This is a genomic window from Mycolicibacterium brumae (assembly GCF_025215495.1).
GTDB classification, from domain to species: domain Bacteria; phylum Actinomycetota; class Actinomycetes; order Mycobacteriales; family Mycobacteriaceae; genus Mycobacterium; species Mycobacterium brumae.
Genome location: NZ_CP104302.1, coordinates 3,401,092 through 3,414,646 on the forward strand (window position 1 = coordinate 3,401,092; position 13,555 = coordinate 3,414,646).

11 protein-coding genes are annotated in these 13,555 nt (G+C 71.0%); 4 read left to right on the forward strand and 7 right to left on the reverse strand.

All coding sequences use genetic code 11. The annotated features are described in order from the left end of the window. Positions 1-15 precede the first annotated feature (15 nt). The gene (grcC1, locus tag L2Z93_RS16605; RefSeq protein ID WP_193438853.1) at positions 16-1,023 is read right to left on the reverse strand and encodes a nonaprenyl/(2E,6E)-farnesyl/geranylgeranyl diphosphat synthase; all 1,008 of its coding nucleotides are present in this window, start codon (positions 1,021-1,023) and stop codon (positions 16-18) included. 20 nt (positions 1,024-1,043) lie between these two features. On the opposite strand from grcC1, the gene menJ reads away from it, so the two are divergent. After that, complete coding sequence (menJ, locus tag L2Z93_RS16610) at positions 1,044-2,267, forward strand: menaquinone reductase MenJ (RefSeq protein ID WP_090588483.1); 1,224 nt, start codon at positions 1,044-1,046, stop codon at positions 2,265-2,267. A 3-nt stretch (positions 2,268-2,270) separates the two neighbouring features. On the opposite strand, the gene L2Z93_RS16615 is transcribed toward menJ, so the two are convergent. After that, positions 2,271-3,188, reverse strand: a complete 918-nt coding sequence (locus L2Z93_RS16615) for an aldose 1-epimerase family protein (RefSeq protein ID WP_193438852.1) — start codon at positions 3,186-3,188, stop codon at positions 2,271-2,273. A 41-nt stretch (positions 3,189-3,229) separates the two neighbouring features. Between L2Z93_RS16615 and L2Z93_RS16620 the strand changes: the two genes are divergently transcribed. After that, positions 3,230-4,894: a ribonuclease H-like domain-containing protein gene (locus tag L2Z93_RS16620; RefSeq protein WP_090588485.1), complete on the forward strand. Its 1,665-nt coding sequence runs from the start codon at positions 3,230-3,232 to the stop codon at positions 4,892-4,894. On the opposite strand, the gene L2Z93_RS16625 is transcribed toward L2Z93_RS16620, so the two are convergent. Continuing rightward, positions 4,815-6,194 carry a GntP family permease gene (locus tag L2Z93_RS16625; protein ID WP_370745876.1) on the reverse strand — a complete coding sequence of 460 codons (1,380 nt, stop codon included), beginning with the start codon at positions 6,192-6,194 and terminating at the stop codon, positions 4,815-4,817. The genes L2Z93_RS16620 and L2Z93_RS16625 overlap by 80 nt on opposite strands. 191 nt (positions 6,195-6,385) lie before the next feature. On the opposite strand from L2Z93_RS16625, the gene gndA reads away from it, so the two are divergent. Next, entirely contained in the window at positions 6,386-7,825 is a 1,440-nt protein-coding gene (gene gndA / locus L2Z93_RS16630; RefSeq protein WP_128111840.1) for an NADP-dependent phosphogluconate dehydrogenase, read from the forward strand. A gap of 13 nt (positions 7,826-7,838) precedes the next feature. Beyond that, on the forward strand, positions 7,839-9,359 hold the full coding sequence (locus L2Z93_RS16635) for a gluconokinase (RefSeq protein WP_090588490.1): 1,521 nt from the start codon (positions 7,839-7,841) through the stop codon (positions 9,357-9,359). On the opposite strand, the gene L2Z93_RS16640 is transcribed toward L2Z93_RS16635, so the two are convergent. From L2Z93_RS16640 to menD, 4 genes are all read right to left on the reverse strand, one after another. After that, complete coding sequence (locus tag L2Z93_RS16640) at positions 9,356-10,042, reverse strand: demethylmenaquinone methyltransferase (protein WP_090588492.1); 687 nt, start codon at positions 10,040-10,042, stop codon at positions 9,356-9,358. The genes L2Z93_RS16635 and L2Z93_RS16640 overlap by 4 nt on opposite strands. Before the next feature lie 70 nt (positions 10,043-10,112). After that, positions 10,113-11,279, reverse strand: coding sequence for a glycosyltransferase family 4 protein (locus tag L2Z93_RS16645; protein WP_090588889.1), 1,167 nt, complete (start codon positions 11,277-11,279; stop codon positions 10,113-10,115). 66 nt (positions 11,280-11,345) lie between these two features. After that, positions 11,346-11,897: a DUF3592 domain-containing protein gene (locus L2Z93_RS16650; RefSeq protein ID WP_370745866.1), complete on the reverse strand. Its 552-nt coding sequence runs from the start codon at positions 11,895-11,897 to the stop codon at positions 11,346-11,348. After that, on the reverse strand, positions 11,894-13,552 hold the full coding sequence (menD, locus tag L2Z93_RS16655) for a 2-succinyl-5-enolpyruvyl-6-hydroxy-3-cyclohexene-1-carboxylic-acid synthase (RefSeq protein ID WP_090588495.1): 1,659 nt from the start codon (positions 13,550-13,552) through the stop codon (positions 11,894-11,896). The genes L2Z93_RS16650 and menD overlap by 4 nt, the downstream gene beginning before the upstream one ends. Positions 13,553-13,555 lie beyond the last annotated feature (3 nt).

Sequence of the window (13,555 nt, forward strand, 5' to 3'; positions counted from 1 at the left end):
ATATTGCGGCCGGCCTCAACCGTGCCGGTTGACGGTGTACTGCACCAGCGAGGCCAGCGCCCGGCGTCCGGGCAGATCCGGGAGCTCGGCCAGTTCCTCGTCGGCCCGGCGGGCGTAGTCGCGGACCGTGGCCCGCGCCTTCTCGATGCCGTCGGAGGCCCGCAGCAGCGTCAGCGCCTCGGCGACCTCGTCGTCGTCGGTCAGCGGCTCGGCGAGCAGCTCGCGCAGCCGGTCCGCGCCGGGTCCGCTCTCCTGCAGCGCATAGAGCACCGGCAGGGTGTGCACACCCTCACGCAGGTCGGTGCCGGGCAGCTTGCCGGACTCGTCGGCGTCGCTCTCGATGTCGATGATGTCGTCGGAGATCTGGAACGCGGTGCCGACGATGCCGCCGAGACGAGCCAGCCGATCCACCTGGTCCGCCGGGGCGCCGGAGAAGGTGCCGCCGAACCGTCCGGACGCCGCGATCAGGCACGCCGTCTTCTCGTAGACCACCTTCAGGTAGTGTTCGACGCTGTCGGTGTGCTCGGCGGCGCCCTTGGTCTCCCGCATCTGGCCGGTGACCAGCTCGGCGAAGGTGTCGGCGATGATCAGCACCGCCTCCGGGCCGAGCTGCGACACCAGCCGCGAGGCGGTGGCGAACAGGTAGTCGCCGGCCAAGATGGCGATGTTGTTGCCCCAGCGAGCATTTGCCGACAGGGCGCCGCGGCGCACCTGCGCCTCGTCCATCACGTCGTCGTGGTACAGCGTGGCCAGGTGCACCATCTCGATCACCGCGCCGGCGACGGTCACCCGATCGGAGTCCGGCTCCGGCCCCAGCTGGGCGCACAGCACGGTGAACAACGGCCGGAACCGTTTGCCGCCGGCCATGAACAGGTGCTGCACGGCCTCAGACATCAACGAATCGGCGCGGCCCAGTTCGGTCCGCATCAGCGCCTCGACCCGGTCCACCCCGTCGCGAACCTCCCGCGCCAACTCGGCGTCGCCGAAGTCCACCCCTGCGACCACGCTGCCCGGCGTTCTCATTGGTCCAACATACTGAAGTAATGGACGTCAACGTCGAGCTGGCTGTGGTGGGCGCCGGGCCCGCGGGTGCGGCGGCGGCCGCCTGGGCCGCCCGCGACGGCCGGGATGTGCTGGTCATCGATGGCGCGAAGTTCCCCCGGGACAAGACCTGTGGCGATGGTCTCACCCCGCGCGCGGTCGCCGAGTTACGGCTGCTCGGACTGGGTCCGTGGCTCGACGAGCACATCGCCCACCACGGCTTGCGGCTCCGCGGATTCGGCCACGACGTGCAGGTGCGCTGGCCCGGCCCGTCGTTCCCGGCGAACGGGTCGGCGGTGCCGCGCACCGAACTCGACGACAAGATCCGGATGGTCGCCGTCGACTCCGGCGCGCGAATGCGATTGGGCGACAAGGCCGTCGACGTCGAGTTCGACGCGGTAGGTCGGGTGACGGCGGTGCTGCTGGCCGACGGGTCGCGGGTGGGCTGCCAGAAGCTGATCGTCGCCGACGGCGCCCGCTCCACCCTGGGCCGGGCGCTGGGCCGGACCTGGCACAAGGAGACCGTGTACGGGGTGGCCGCCCGCGGATACCTCACCTCTCCGCGAAACGACGAGCCGTGGATCTCCTCGGACCTGGAGCTGCGGTCACCGGAGGGCGCCGTGCTGCCCGGCTACGGCTGGATCTTCCCGCTCGGCAACGGCGAGGTGAACATCGGCGTCGGCGCGCTGGCGACCAGCAAACGCCCCGCCGATCTGGCGCTGCGCCCGCTGATGGAGCACTACACCAATCAGCGCCGTGACGAGTGGGGCTTCGACGGTAAGCCGCGCGCGGTCGCCTCGGCGTTGCTGCCGATGGGCGGTGCGGTGTCCGGCGTCGCCGGCCCGAACTGGATGCTCATCGGCGACGCCGCGGCGTGCGTCAACCCGCTCAACGGCGAGGGCATCGACTACGGCCTGGAATCCGGCCGGCTGGCCGCCGAACTGGTCGCCGACAGCGCCGATCTGACCGAGGTGTGGCCGCAGACCCTGGTCCAGCACTACGGGCGCGGCTTCTCCATCGCGCGACGGCTCGGGCTGCTGCTGACCGTGCCCGGGTTCCTGCCGCGCACCGGGCCGCTGGCCATGCGCTCCCCCCGGCTGATGCACCTGGCGGTCCGGGTGATGGGCAATCTCGTCACCGACGAGGACGCCGACTGGGTGGCCCGGCTGTGGCGGTTCTCCGGGGCCGGCTCCCGGCTCGCCGACCGACGCAAACCGTTCTGCTGACGCTCAGGGAGTTTGGTAGTCGACGCCCCACCGCGCGGTCCAACGCTCTCCGGGGGCGATCCAGCGCAGGTCCCGGCCGGAGTTGAAGGCGTCGGCCGGCGCCGTCATCGGCTCGATCGCGACCGCCAGGTCATACCCGGGATACCGGTCGGTGGTGAACACCTGCAGATAGTTGAAGTTCTCGTCGGCCCACAGGCACACCGCGCGGCCGTCCGGCGCGGCCAGTCGGGCGCCGATGCGTCCTTGCGCGTCCCGGCCGATGTCGCTGTAGGCGGTGTCGAGGTCCAGCTCGGCGAGCCGGCGCGGTTCGCGCAGGTCGGTGTCCGCGTCCACCGGTTCCTCGCCGACAGGCAGTGATCGGTCGTCCACCACGAATCGCGACGCGGCGTCGAGCCGCACCGTGAGGTCACCGGTCGGCACGTCGCCGACGCAGAAGTACGGGTGCGTGCCGAGCGCCACCGGCGCCTCGGCGGCGCCGACATTGCGGACGGTGTGGGTGACCGTCAGCGCCGGTCCGGTCAGGGCGTATTCGACGGTGGTGGCCAGGTGGAACGGGTACCCGGTCTGCGGCACGATGTCGGCGGCCAGCGTCACCGCGTCGTCCTGCTGGCTGTGCAGCCGGTAGCACGCGAACCGCAGCAGCCCGTGCGAGGCGTTGCCCTTCGCGGGTTCGGTGATCGCGAGCTGGTACTGCTGTCCACGCTGGGTCCAGTGCCCGTCGCGCACCCGGTTGGGCCAGGGCGCCAGCACGATCCCGGACGCCGCCGGGGTCGACCGGTCGCTGCCGTAGCGGGGCACCAGGTCGATGTCGCCGACGGCGAACGCCCGCAGCGCCGCGCCCACCTCGCACACCTCGGCGACCGCGTCGCCGGAGGCGATGGTGAATCGGCGGCCGGTGGGATCGAGCGGCAAGTCGGTCATGCGATCCATTGTCGGGGGAGCGCCGTATCGTCGGTGGCGAGATGGCAGAGATCGCGCTGGGCAGCTACCCGGCGAAACGCTGCGCCCGATCGACCCACAACCGGTTCGATCCGACGGCGCCCACCCTCGGGCCGCCCGACCCGGCCCGGCAGGCGCTGGTGGACGCCGGGATCGCGTTCGAGGCCGCGGTTGTGGAGACGCTCGCTCCCACGCTGGGCGACGGGGTGGTCGTCGTCGACGCCGCGGACTGGTCGGCCGCGGTCGAGCAGACGGCGGCCGCGATGGACGCGGGCGTTCCGGTGATCGCCGGAGCCCGGTTGCCGAACGTCAACGGCCGGTCCGGGGCGCCGGACCTGCTGATCCGCCACGGCGACGGCTATCTGCCCGTCGACATCAAGAACCATAAGACGCTGGACTCCCCGACCCGATCGACCAGCCCGAGGTCGCGGGCCTCGGTGCAGGTCGCCCCGCTGTCGGCGCCCGGACAGATCCACACCGTGACCGGGTTGCGCGCCGACTCGGGCAAACGCCGCGAAGACGCCATGCAGCTGGCGCACTACACGCGAATGCTGCAGGACCTGGGCCGCCACGGCGGCGAGCTGATCGGCGGGGTCATCGGCGCCACCGACCTGACCGCGGCGTTGGGGACCGCGCAGGGCGTGGTGTGGCATCCGCTGGAGGACACCCTGGCCCGCTACGACGAGGAGTTCGCCCTGCGGCTGCGGGTCGCCGAAGCGGCCCGGGAAGGCCGGGAGCTGGTGCGGCCGGTGCGGATCTCCGAGTGCGACAGCTGCGATTGGTTCCCGCACTGCGCGCAGGTCGCCGGGCCCGATGACGCGTCGTTCGCCGTGCTGACCGGGCACCTGAGCCTGCCCGAGTGGCGCCACCTGTACGACACCGTCGGCGACGGCGCCCGGCTGACCGTCGAGGAGTTGGCCGGCGTCGATGTCGAGGCGCACCGGGAATCCTTTGCCGCCCTCGGTCAGCGCAGCGGGCTGACCCGGCTGGCCAACGCGGTGCGGCGGGCGGCCATGACGGTGACCGGTGTCGACGTCGAACCGAACGGGTCCGGCTGGCCCGACGTCCCAACCGCCGATATCGAGATCGACTTCGACATCGAGCACGATATGGATCACATCTATCAGTGGGGCGTGCGGATCCGCGACGGCCAGGACGACGCCACCGCGCGTTATGAGCCGACGGTGTCCTTCGATCCGATGGACGACGCGGGCGAAGCCGCGCTGGCCGACGAGTTCGCCGATTGGCTGGAGGCGGTGCTGGCCGACGCGCGGCGAACCGGCCGCAGCGTCACCGTCTTCCACTGGAGCCCGGTGGAGATCCACAAGTCGGCGAAGTTCCCGCGGGTGGCCGCGGCGCTGGCCGGGCACACCGTCGACCTGATGGCCTGGTTCAAGGCGGAGTTCTTCGCCCGGACGTCGTCGTCCATCAAGGCGGTGGCGCCGCTTTTCGGATTCGATTGGGACCACGAGGATTCCGGCGGGCTGACCGCGCTGCTGCGCATCGAGCAGGCCCGCGCCGGGTCGGTGGAGGCGAAGGACTGGTGCCTGCGCTACAACTGCGACGACACCGCCGCCCAAGCTGCCATCCGCGACGGCCTGCGGGCCCTCAGACCACCAGGCCCAGCAGCAGCACGCCGATCAGACCGACCACCGACACCGCACACTCCATCAGCGACCAGGTCTTGAAGGTCTGCAGCACCGTCATCCCGAAGTACTCCTTGACCAGCCAGAAGCCGGCGTCGTTGACGTGCGAGAGGAAGACCGACCCGGCGCCGATCGCCAGCACCATCAGCGCCACGTGCGTGTTGCTCAGGTCGGTTGCCAGCGGCGCCATGATGCCCGCGGCGGTGATGGTGGCGACGGTCGCCGAACCGGTCGCCACGCGGATCGCGACCGCGACCACCCAGCCGGCCAGCAGCAGCGGCATACCGGAACTCGCGATGCCCTCGCCGATCACGTCGCCGACCCCGGAGTTCACCAGCGTCTCCTTGAAACCACCGCCCGCGCCGACGATCAGCAGGATCGAGGCGATCGGCGCGAACGCGGCGCCGGTCTCGTCGGCGACCTCGCTGGCCGACTTGCCCAGCGACAGGCCCAGCGCCCACATCGAGTACAGCGAGGTGATCAGCAGCGCCTGCAGCGGCGTGCCGATGAACACCAACACCCGGCCGATCGCGGTCTCGTCCATGCCCATCGCCTCGACCGCGGTCATCATCAGCATCAGCACCACGGGCATCAGCACCACCGACAGCGCGATGGCGAATCTGGGTCGCTGACCCTTCTGCTCGTCGGCGGAGGCCAGCAGTTTCTCCGGCGCCCCGATGGGGACCCACTTGGCCATCGGCTTGGCCAGGATCGGACCGGCCACGATCACCGTCGGGATCGCGACCAGCAACCCGAGGGCCAGGGTCAGACCGAGGTTCGCGTCCAGGGCGTCGATGGCGATCAGCGGTCCGGGGTGCGGCGGCACCAGGCCGTGCAGTGCGGACAGGCCGGCCAGCGCTGGGATGCCGACCAGGATGACCGGAAGTTTGGCGCGTTTGGCGACCAGCATGACGATCGGAATCAGCAGCACCACACCGACTTCGAAGAACAGCGGGATGCCGATGATGAACGCCGCGAACGCCATCGCCCACGGCAATCGTTTGGCTGGCGTCTTGGCCAGGATGGTGTCCACGATCTCGTCGGCGCCGCCGGATTCGGTGAGGAATTGGCCGATCACCGCGCCCAGCACGATCAGCACGCCGACGCCGCCGACGGTCTTGCCCAATCCGGTGGAGAACGACGCGAACGCGTCGGTGTACGGGATGTTCGCCGCGACGGCCATTCCGGCCGAGCCGAGCATCAGCGCGAAGAACGGGTGCATTTTCACCCAGATGATCAGCACCACGATCAGCACGATCGAGACGACAGCAGCCAGCACCAATTGCGTGGTTCCGGCGACGGGTTCCTCCGGTGCCTCGGCCAGCAGTTGAACTCCGTCCAGGGCGGGCAACACCGATTGCAGCAGGCTCACGTCGGGAACATTAGACCCGCGAACCCCGCCGCGGCGGGGTTTGAAATTGTCGTCGGCCCAGACTTGGAACCGTATGAAACACAGACGACCCACGCGGCGCGAGTCACTCCCCTAGCATCAGTTTCGGCGTCCGTCCTCGCCGCCGAATCGAAGGAGACCCTGTGGCCGAAGCAGCATCTTCGAACCAGTCCGGACTCAGTCCGATCGGCGTCGTCGGGACGGGGGTGATGGGCGCCAGCCTGGCACGCAATCTGTCCCGCAACGTCGACGGATCGGTGGCGATGTTCGACCTCGACGAGTCCAAGATTTCCGCGCTGGTCGCCGCGCACCCGGAGGCCAACCTGTCCGGCTTCTCGCACCTGCCGGACTTCGTGGCCGCACTCGCCGTGCCGCGGGTGATCCTGTTGATGGTGCCGGCCGGCCGGCCGGTCGACGCGGTGATCGAGTCGCTGACCCCGCTGCTGACCGACGGCGACATCATCATCGACGGTGGCAACACCCACTACCCGGACACCGAGCGCCGGGTCGCCGAATGCGCGCAGAACAATCTGCGGTTCATCGGCATGGGTGTCTCCGGCGGCGAGCAGGGCGCCCTGCTCGGCCCGGCCATGATGCCCGGCGGCGACCCGACGGTGTGGGCGGATATCGCCGGGCTGTTGGAGCCGATCGCCGCCAAGGCCGAGGACGGCCAGCCCTGCGTGACGCTGGTCGGGTCCGGGGCCTCCGGGCACTTCACCAAGATGGTGCACAACGGCATCGAGTACGCCGACCTGCAGTTGATCGGCGAGGCGTATGCGCTGCTGCGGGCCGGCGGCCGCAACGCGGCCGAGTGTTCGGAGGTGTTCGCCTCCTGGAACACCGGCGAGGACCGGTCCTACCTGCTGGAGAGCGCGGCCACGGTGCTCGCCCAGTCCGACCCGGACACCGGCGGGGCGCTGATCGATTACGTGCTCGACCACGCCAAGGGCAAGGGCACCGGCGCCTGGACGGTCATCGCCGGCGCCGACGAAGGCGTCTCGGTCAGCGTGATCGCCGAATCGCTTTTCGCCCGGTCGATCTCGTCGGCCACCGCCGAACGGCAGGCCTGGGCCGGCGATCCGGTCAGCGCCTCCGCCGACCTGCCGGTCGACGCCGTGCGGGACGCCTATATGGCCGCCCGACTGATCGCCTACCAACAGGGTCTGGCGCTGCTGGCGACCGCCTCGGAGACCTTCGGCTGGAACGTCGCGCTGGCGCCGGTGGTGCGAATCTGGCGGGCCGGCTGCATCATCCGCGCCGGGTTCCTCGACGCGGTGTCCCGGGTGTACGCCGAGAACCCGGAGTGCGTGTCGTTCTTGAGCATGGAGCCGTTCCGCGGGCAGTTGCTGGAGCGGCTGCCGAGCCTGCGCCAGGTGGCCGCCGAGGCGATCCTCGGCAACGTCCCCACCCCCGCGCTGGCCGCCGCGGTCAACCACCAGACGATGCTGATGAGCGGCGCCCTTCCGACCGCGCTGGTTCAGCTACTGCGCGACTTCTTCGGTTCGCACACTTACGAGCGCACCGACCAAGAGGGCAATTTCCACATCATCTGGGAGGCAGACCGCAGCCAGCACCGCCGCTGAGCGGGACGACGCCATGACCAACTCCGTGACTGCCCGCATTCCCCGCAACCTGCCGGACCTCAAGGCGGTGGAACTCGCCGACGCGGTCCAGCCGTTCGTGGTGGCCATCGACATCGGCTCCGGGTCGACGCGCTGCGGCGTGTACGACGCCTACGCCCGGCCAATCAAGAAACGCACCGTCAAGGCCGATCATCTGTTCGTCGAAAAGGCCGACGGCACAGCGGAGATCGACGCGGACCAGATCGCCAACGAAGTCGCGTCGGTGCTCACCGCCGCGGTGGGCGGCATCGAGCCCGGTCTGATCAAGGGTGTCGTGATGGACACCTTCGCGTCCTCACTGGTCTGCGTGGACGCCGACGGCGCGGCGCTGACCCCGTGTTTCACCTACGCCGATTCCCGCTCGGCGCCGCAACTGGCGCAGCTGCGGACCCAGCTCGACGAGGCCGCCATCCACCAGCGGACCGGCACCCGGTTGCACACCAGCTATCACCCGCCGCGGTTGCTGTGGCTGCGTGAGGCGTTCCCGACCGTGCTGGCGCGGACCGCGAAGTTCCTGTCCCTGGGCGAGTACGTGTACGCCAAGCTCGCCGGCATCCGAGGCGCCGCCACCTCGACGATGGCGTGGGCCGGCATCCTGAACCGGCACACCCTGACGCTCGATGAGCAGCTGCTGGAGGTCACCGGGGTGTCCGCCGACCAGTTCGCGCCGGTGATCGACCCCGACCAGCCGATCACCGAGGTGTCCGCCGAGGTGGAGAAGAATTGGCCCGCGCTGGCCGGCGCGGCATGGTTCCCGGCCATCCCGGACGGCTACGCCTCCAATATCGGGGTCGGCGCGGCCACCCCGACCAAGGCGGCGCTCTCGGCCGCGACGTCCGGGGCCATCCGGGTCATCGTCGACGGCACGCCCGAGGTGCTGCCGTCGGGCCTGTGGGCGTACTCGGTGTCACGCTCCCAGTCGATCGTCGGCGGCGCGCTCAACGACGTCGGGCGCGCGATGATCTGGCTGCAGAACAGTCTGACGCCGATGACCATGGAGCAGATCCATGAGGCGCTGGTGGCTCCGGCGCGCGCCAATGTTCCGCTGGTGCTGCCGTTCCTGACCGGTGAGCGGGCCACCGGCTGGGCCGGAAACGCGCGGGCCGCGATGACCGGGGTGTCCTCTGCGACGACGCCGCTGGACATGTGGCGCGGCGTCGCCGAAGGCGTCGCGGTGTCCTACGCCCGGGTGTTCGAGCAGCTGCGCCAGGTCAACCCCGAGATGGAGCGGGTGATCGCCTCCGGTGGAGTGACCAGCGCCTACCCCGGAGTGATGCAAGTGGTGGCGCACGCGCTGGGATTCCCGGTGCAGGTCGTCAACGTCAAGCGGGTGACGATGCGCGGCGCCGCCGTGCTGGCGCTGTCGGTGCTGGCGCCGGATCATCCCGCCGCGGTGATCCCGGAGACCGACCTGACGGTGCCCAATCCCACCGAGGCGCCGTACTACACGGACCTGATCGCCCGGTTCACCGCGCTCTACGACGCGATCATTTAGCGCTTCTGCGCGGCGTGCAGCGCGACGATGCCGCCGGTCAGGTTCCGCCAGCGCACCTGTGACCAGCCGGCCGACTCGATCTGGCGGGCCAGCGCCGCCTGGTCCGGCCAGGCGCGGATCGATTCGGCGAGATAGACGTAGGCCTCCGGGTCGCTGGAGACCGCGGTGGCGATCGCCGGCAGCGCCTTCATCAGGTACTCCTTGTACGCGGTGGCGAAGACCGGGATGGTCGGCGTGGAGAATTCGCACACCACCAGCCGCCCGCCGGGCCGGGTGACCCGGGCCATCTCGGCCAGGCCGGCGACGTGGTCGACCACGTTGCGCAGCCCGAAGCTGATGGTGACCGCGTCGAAAGTGTTGTCGGCAAAAGGCAGCCGGGTCGCGTCGGCGCCCACCTTCGGCACCGGTCGGTGTGCCCCGGCAGCCAGCATCCCGACCGAGAAGTCCGCCGCGACGCACCAGGCGCCGGAGCGGGCCAGCTCCACCGTGGACACCGCGGTGCCGGCGGCCAGATCCAGCACCCGGTCCCCCGGGCCGATCTGCAGGGCCGCGCGGGTCGCCCGGCGCCAGTAGCGGTCCTGGCCCATCGACAACACCGTGTTGGTCAGGTCATAGCGGCGGGCGACGTCATCGAACATCGACGCCACCTCGCGGGGATCCTTGTCCAGCGTCGCGCGGCTCACCCCGACGACGTTAGCGCCTGCGGGCTCGGACGCCGCGCAGTGTGTGCCAAAGCACCGGCCCAGCGAGCACTCAACTGGATAATCCACTCGATGGCTCGCACAGCCGGTGGTTCGGCACATCGAACGCGCCGCGGGGCTGAACCGCGCGGTAATGCGCGAGCAATTCGTCGCAGATCATCGGCCAGGTGCGGTGCAACACCGAGCGCCGCGCGGCCGGCGAGTAGCGGCGCCGCTCGGCCAGCAGGTGGCCGACCGCCGCGGGCAGTTGCGCCTCGAATTCGGGAACCGGCAGCAGCAGTCCGGTCTGCATGGGCGTGACCAGGTCTCGCGGTCCACCCTGGTCCGGCGCGACGACCGGCAGGCCCGACGCCATGGCTTCCTGCACCGCCTGGCAGAACGTCTCGTGCTCGCCGGTGTGGACGAACACGTCCATGCTGGCGTAGGCGGAGGCGAGTTCCGGCCCGTACAGCGCGCCGGTGAACACCGCCGACGGCAGCGCGCGCTCAAGCTTGGCGCGGTCCACCCCATCGCCGACGACCACCACTTGCACACCCGGCATCCGGTCCAGCGCCGCCAGCCGCTGCACCTGCTTCTCCGGGGCGAGGCGCCCGACGAACCCGACGATCGGCATGCCCTGCGGCGACCAGCGCCGGCGCAGTTCGTCGCTGCGCGCCGACGGGGCGAACCCGGTGATGTCGACGCCGCGGGCCCAGTGGTGCACCCGCGGGATCCGCTGCGCGGCCAGGGCTTCCATGCTCGCCGAGGACGGCGCCAGGGTCCGGTCGGCCATCGAGTGCAGTCGGCGGGCCCACGCCCAGGCGGCCCGCGACGCCGCGGCCATCCCGTAGCTTTCCGCGAAGCCGGCGACGTCGGTCTGGAACACCGCGACGCTCGGCACGCCGAGCCGGCGCGCAGCCAGCACCCCGCCCATCCCAAGCGACGCCGGGGAGGCCAGGTGCACCACGTCCGGCGCGAAACCGCGCAGCACCCGCACCAGCCGCGGCAGCGGGACGCCGAGCGGCAGCGATGTGACGCCCGGGAACATCACCGACGGCACGCGGTGCACCCGGATGCCGTCGTGCAACCGGTCGGCGGGCTCCTGGCCGCGCGGCGTGTCCGGGGCGATGACCAGCGCTTCGTGGCCCCCGGCCCGCAGATGCTCCAGGACCCGCAGCACCGAGTTGGTGACGCCGTTGACGTTCGGCAGGAAACTTTCCGCGACGATGGCTACCCGCACGCCGTCCACGGTCCCAGGCCGCGGTGACGCGCAGGTGACCGCAAACCGGACGGGGCGCGAACAGCGCTACAGCTCCGCCAGTTCCCGTCGTCGGTCCAGCGACTTCTCCAGCACCGCCAGACCGATCAGCAGCGCGCCGGCGATCACCCAGTCCAGCACCAGGATTGACCCGGCCGGGATGAGCGCCAGCCGGGCGTCACGGTCCTGCACCCGGACCAGGTTCGGGTCGTCGCGGTCGTACTCGACGTAGATCCGCATCCCGTTCTCCAGCTCGGACGGGTACAGCACGCCGAGTTCGGGCCGGTAGGTCACCCGGTCGGGCGTGACGAATTCGATAGTGGAACGGCGCGGGCCCGCATTCAGCACGGTGGCGGCCGCCACGCCCATATTGGATTCGATGATCCGGTCGTTGCGCCAGGCGCCCGCCACCAGCAGCACCGACTGGGCGGCCACCGCCGCGGCGATCACCAGGATGGTGATCCGGCACCACCGGATGATCTTCCCGGACCGGTGATGCGACACCTCCCCGCCGGGGCCGTGGATCATCACCCGCGACACCGCTTTGGCCACTTCCAGCAGCAGCCCGAGCTGCATCCGGGCGGAGTCGACGACGCTCATCCGGCGACCGCTCCGGCGATGGCCGCCCGGATGCCGGCGTGCAGCCCGCGCAGGGTGCTGCGGTCGGTTTTGACCTCCAGCACCCGCACCCCGTCGAACGCCGACCCCAGCGCCGGGCCCAGTTCCTCGACATCGGCGCAGCTGTGCTCGACGTGGTACGCCCGGCACAGCGCCGCGATGTCCACATCGTGCGGAGTGCCGAACACCCGCGACGACACGTCGGCGAAACGCGGGTCGCCCTGCTCCAGCAGCTCGAAGATTCCACCGCCGTTGTCGTTGGCCACCACGATGGTCAACCGTCGCGGTCGTGGTTCGGTGGGACCGACCAGCAGCCCGGACGCGTCGTGCACGAAGGTCAGGTCGCCGATCAGCGCCACGGTGTGCCCGCCGGTGCGGTCGTGCGCCAGCGCCGCGCCGATCGCGGTGGACACCGTGCCGTCGATGCCGGCCACGCCGCGGTTGGACCGCACTCGCACCCCGGCGGGCAGCGTTCCGGCCAGCGCCACGTCACGAACCGGGTTGGACGCGCCGAGCACCAGCTGGTCGCCAGGCTGAAGCGCGGCGGCGACCGCCGCCGCGACATGCAGTCCGGTCGCCGGTGAGTGGCTGCGCAGCTGCGCGCCGACCGCGGCGACGGCGCCGGCGTTGGCCTGCGCGCACCGGTTCAGCCAGGACGGGTCCGGGTCGCCGTGGGTGATGGCGCGGGTTCCGGTGGCCAGCGAGTTACCTGACACGTCGGGCCAGCGCGGGCCGGTGGTCAGCGCGTACACCGGCAAAGACGGGTCGGCCAGCAGCGCCGAGACCGGCCGGTGCAGGGTGGGCCGGCCGAGCATGACGACCTGCTTGGGCGCCAGCAGCGGCAAGGCCAGCGGGTGCAGCAGCTTCGCCCCGGAGGTGGCCTGCGGCGCGGTCGGTTCGGCGACGGTGGGCAACGCGGCGAGGTTGGGTTGCGGACCCGCGCCGTGCCCGGCGATGACGACGGTGTCCGGCGTCAGGTCGATGTCCACCGGCTGGTCGAAGCTGACCGGCGGGGTGTGGGTCCAGGGCCGGCCGTCGGGCCGGCCGGCCGGGGCGGCGCCGTCGTCGTCGACGTCGGGCACCAGCGGTTCCCGCAGCGGGATGTCGAACTGCACCGGCCCGGCGTTGCCGGTGCGGGCCCCGGTGGCGGCCACCAGCACCCGGCAGGTCGCCGAACGCCACTGCGCGTTGAAGGTCGCCATCCGCGCCGGGTCGTCCTCGGCCAGCCCGAGGCTGATCGCCGCGCGGACCTGATTGCCGAAGTAGCCGAGTTGCTCGACGGTCTGGTTGGCGCCGGTGCCCAGCAGTTCGTAGGGCCGGTTGGCGCTCAGCACGATCAACGGCACCCGGGCGTAATTCGCCTCGAGCACGGCCGGCCCGAGGTTGGCGACCGCCGTGCCGGAGGTCATCGCCACGCACACCGGCGCGCCTTGGGCGGCGGCCAGACCGACGGCGAGGAACCCGGCGGTGCGCTCGTCGATGCGCACGTGCAGCCGGATCCGGCCGGCCGCGTCAGCCGCGGACAGCGCGAACGCCAGCGGCGCGTTGCGCGACCCGGGGCACAGCACCACGTCTCGCACGCCGCCGCGGATCAACTCGTCGACGACGATGCGCGCCTGTGCGGTGGAGGGGTTCACGCT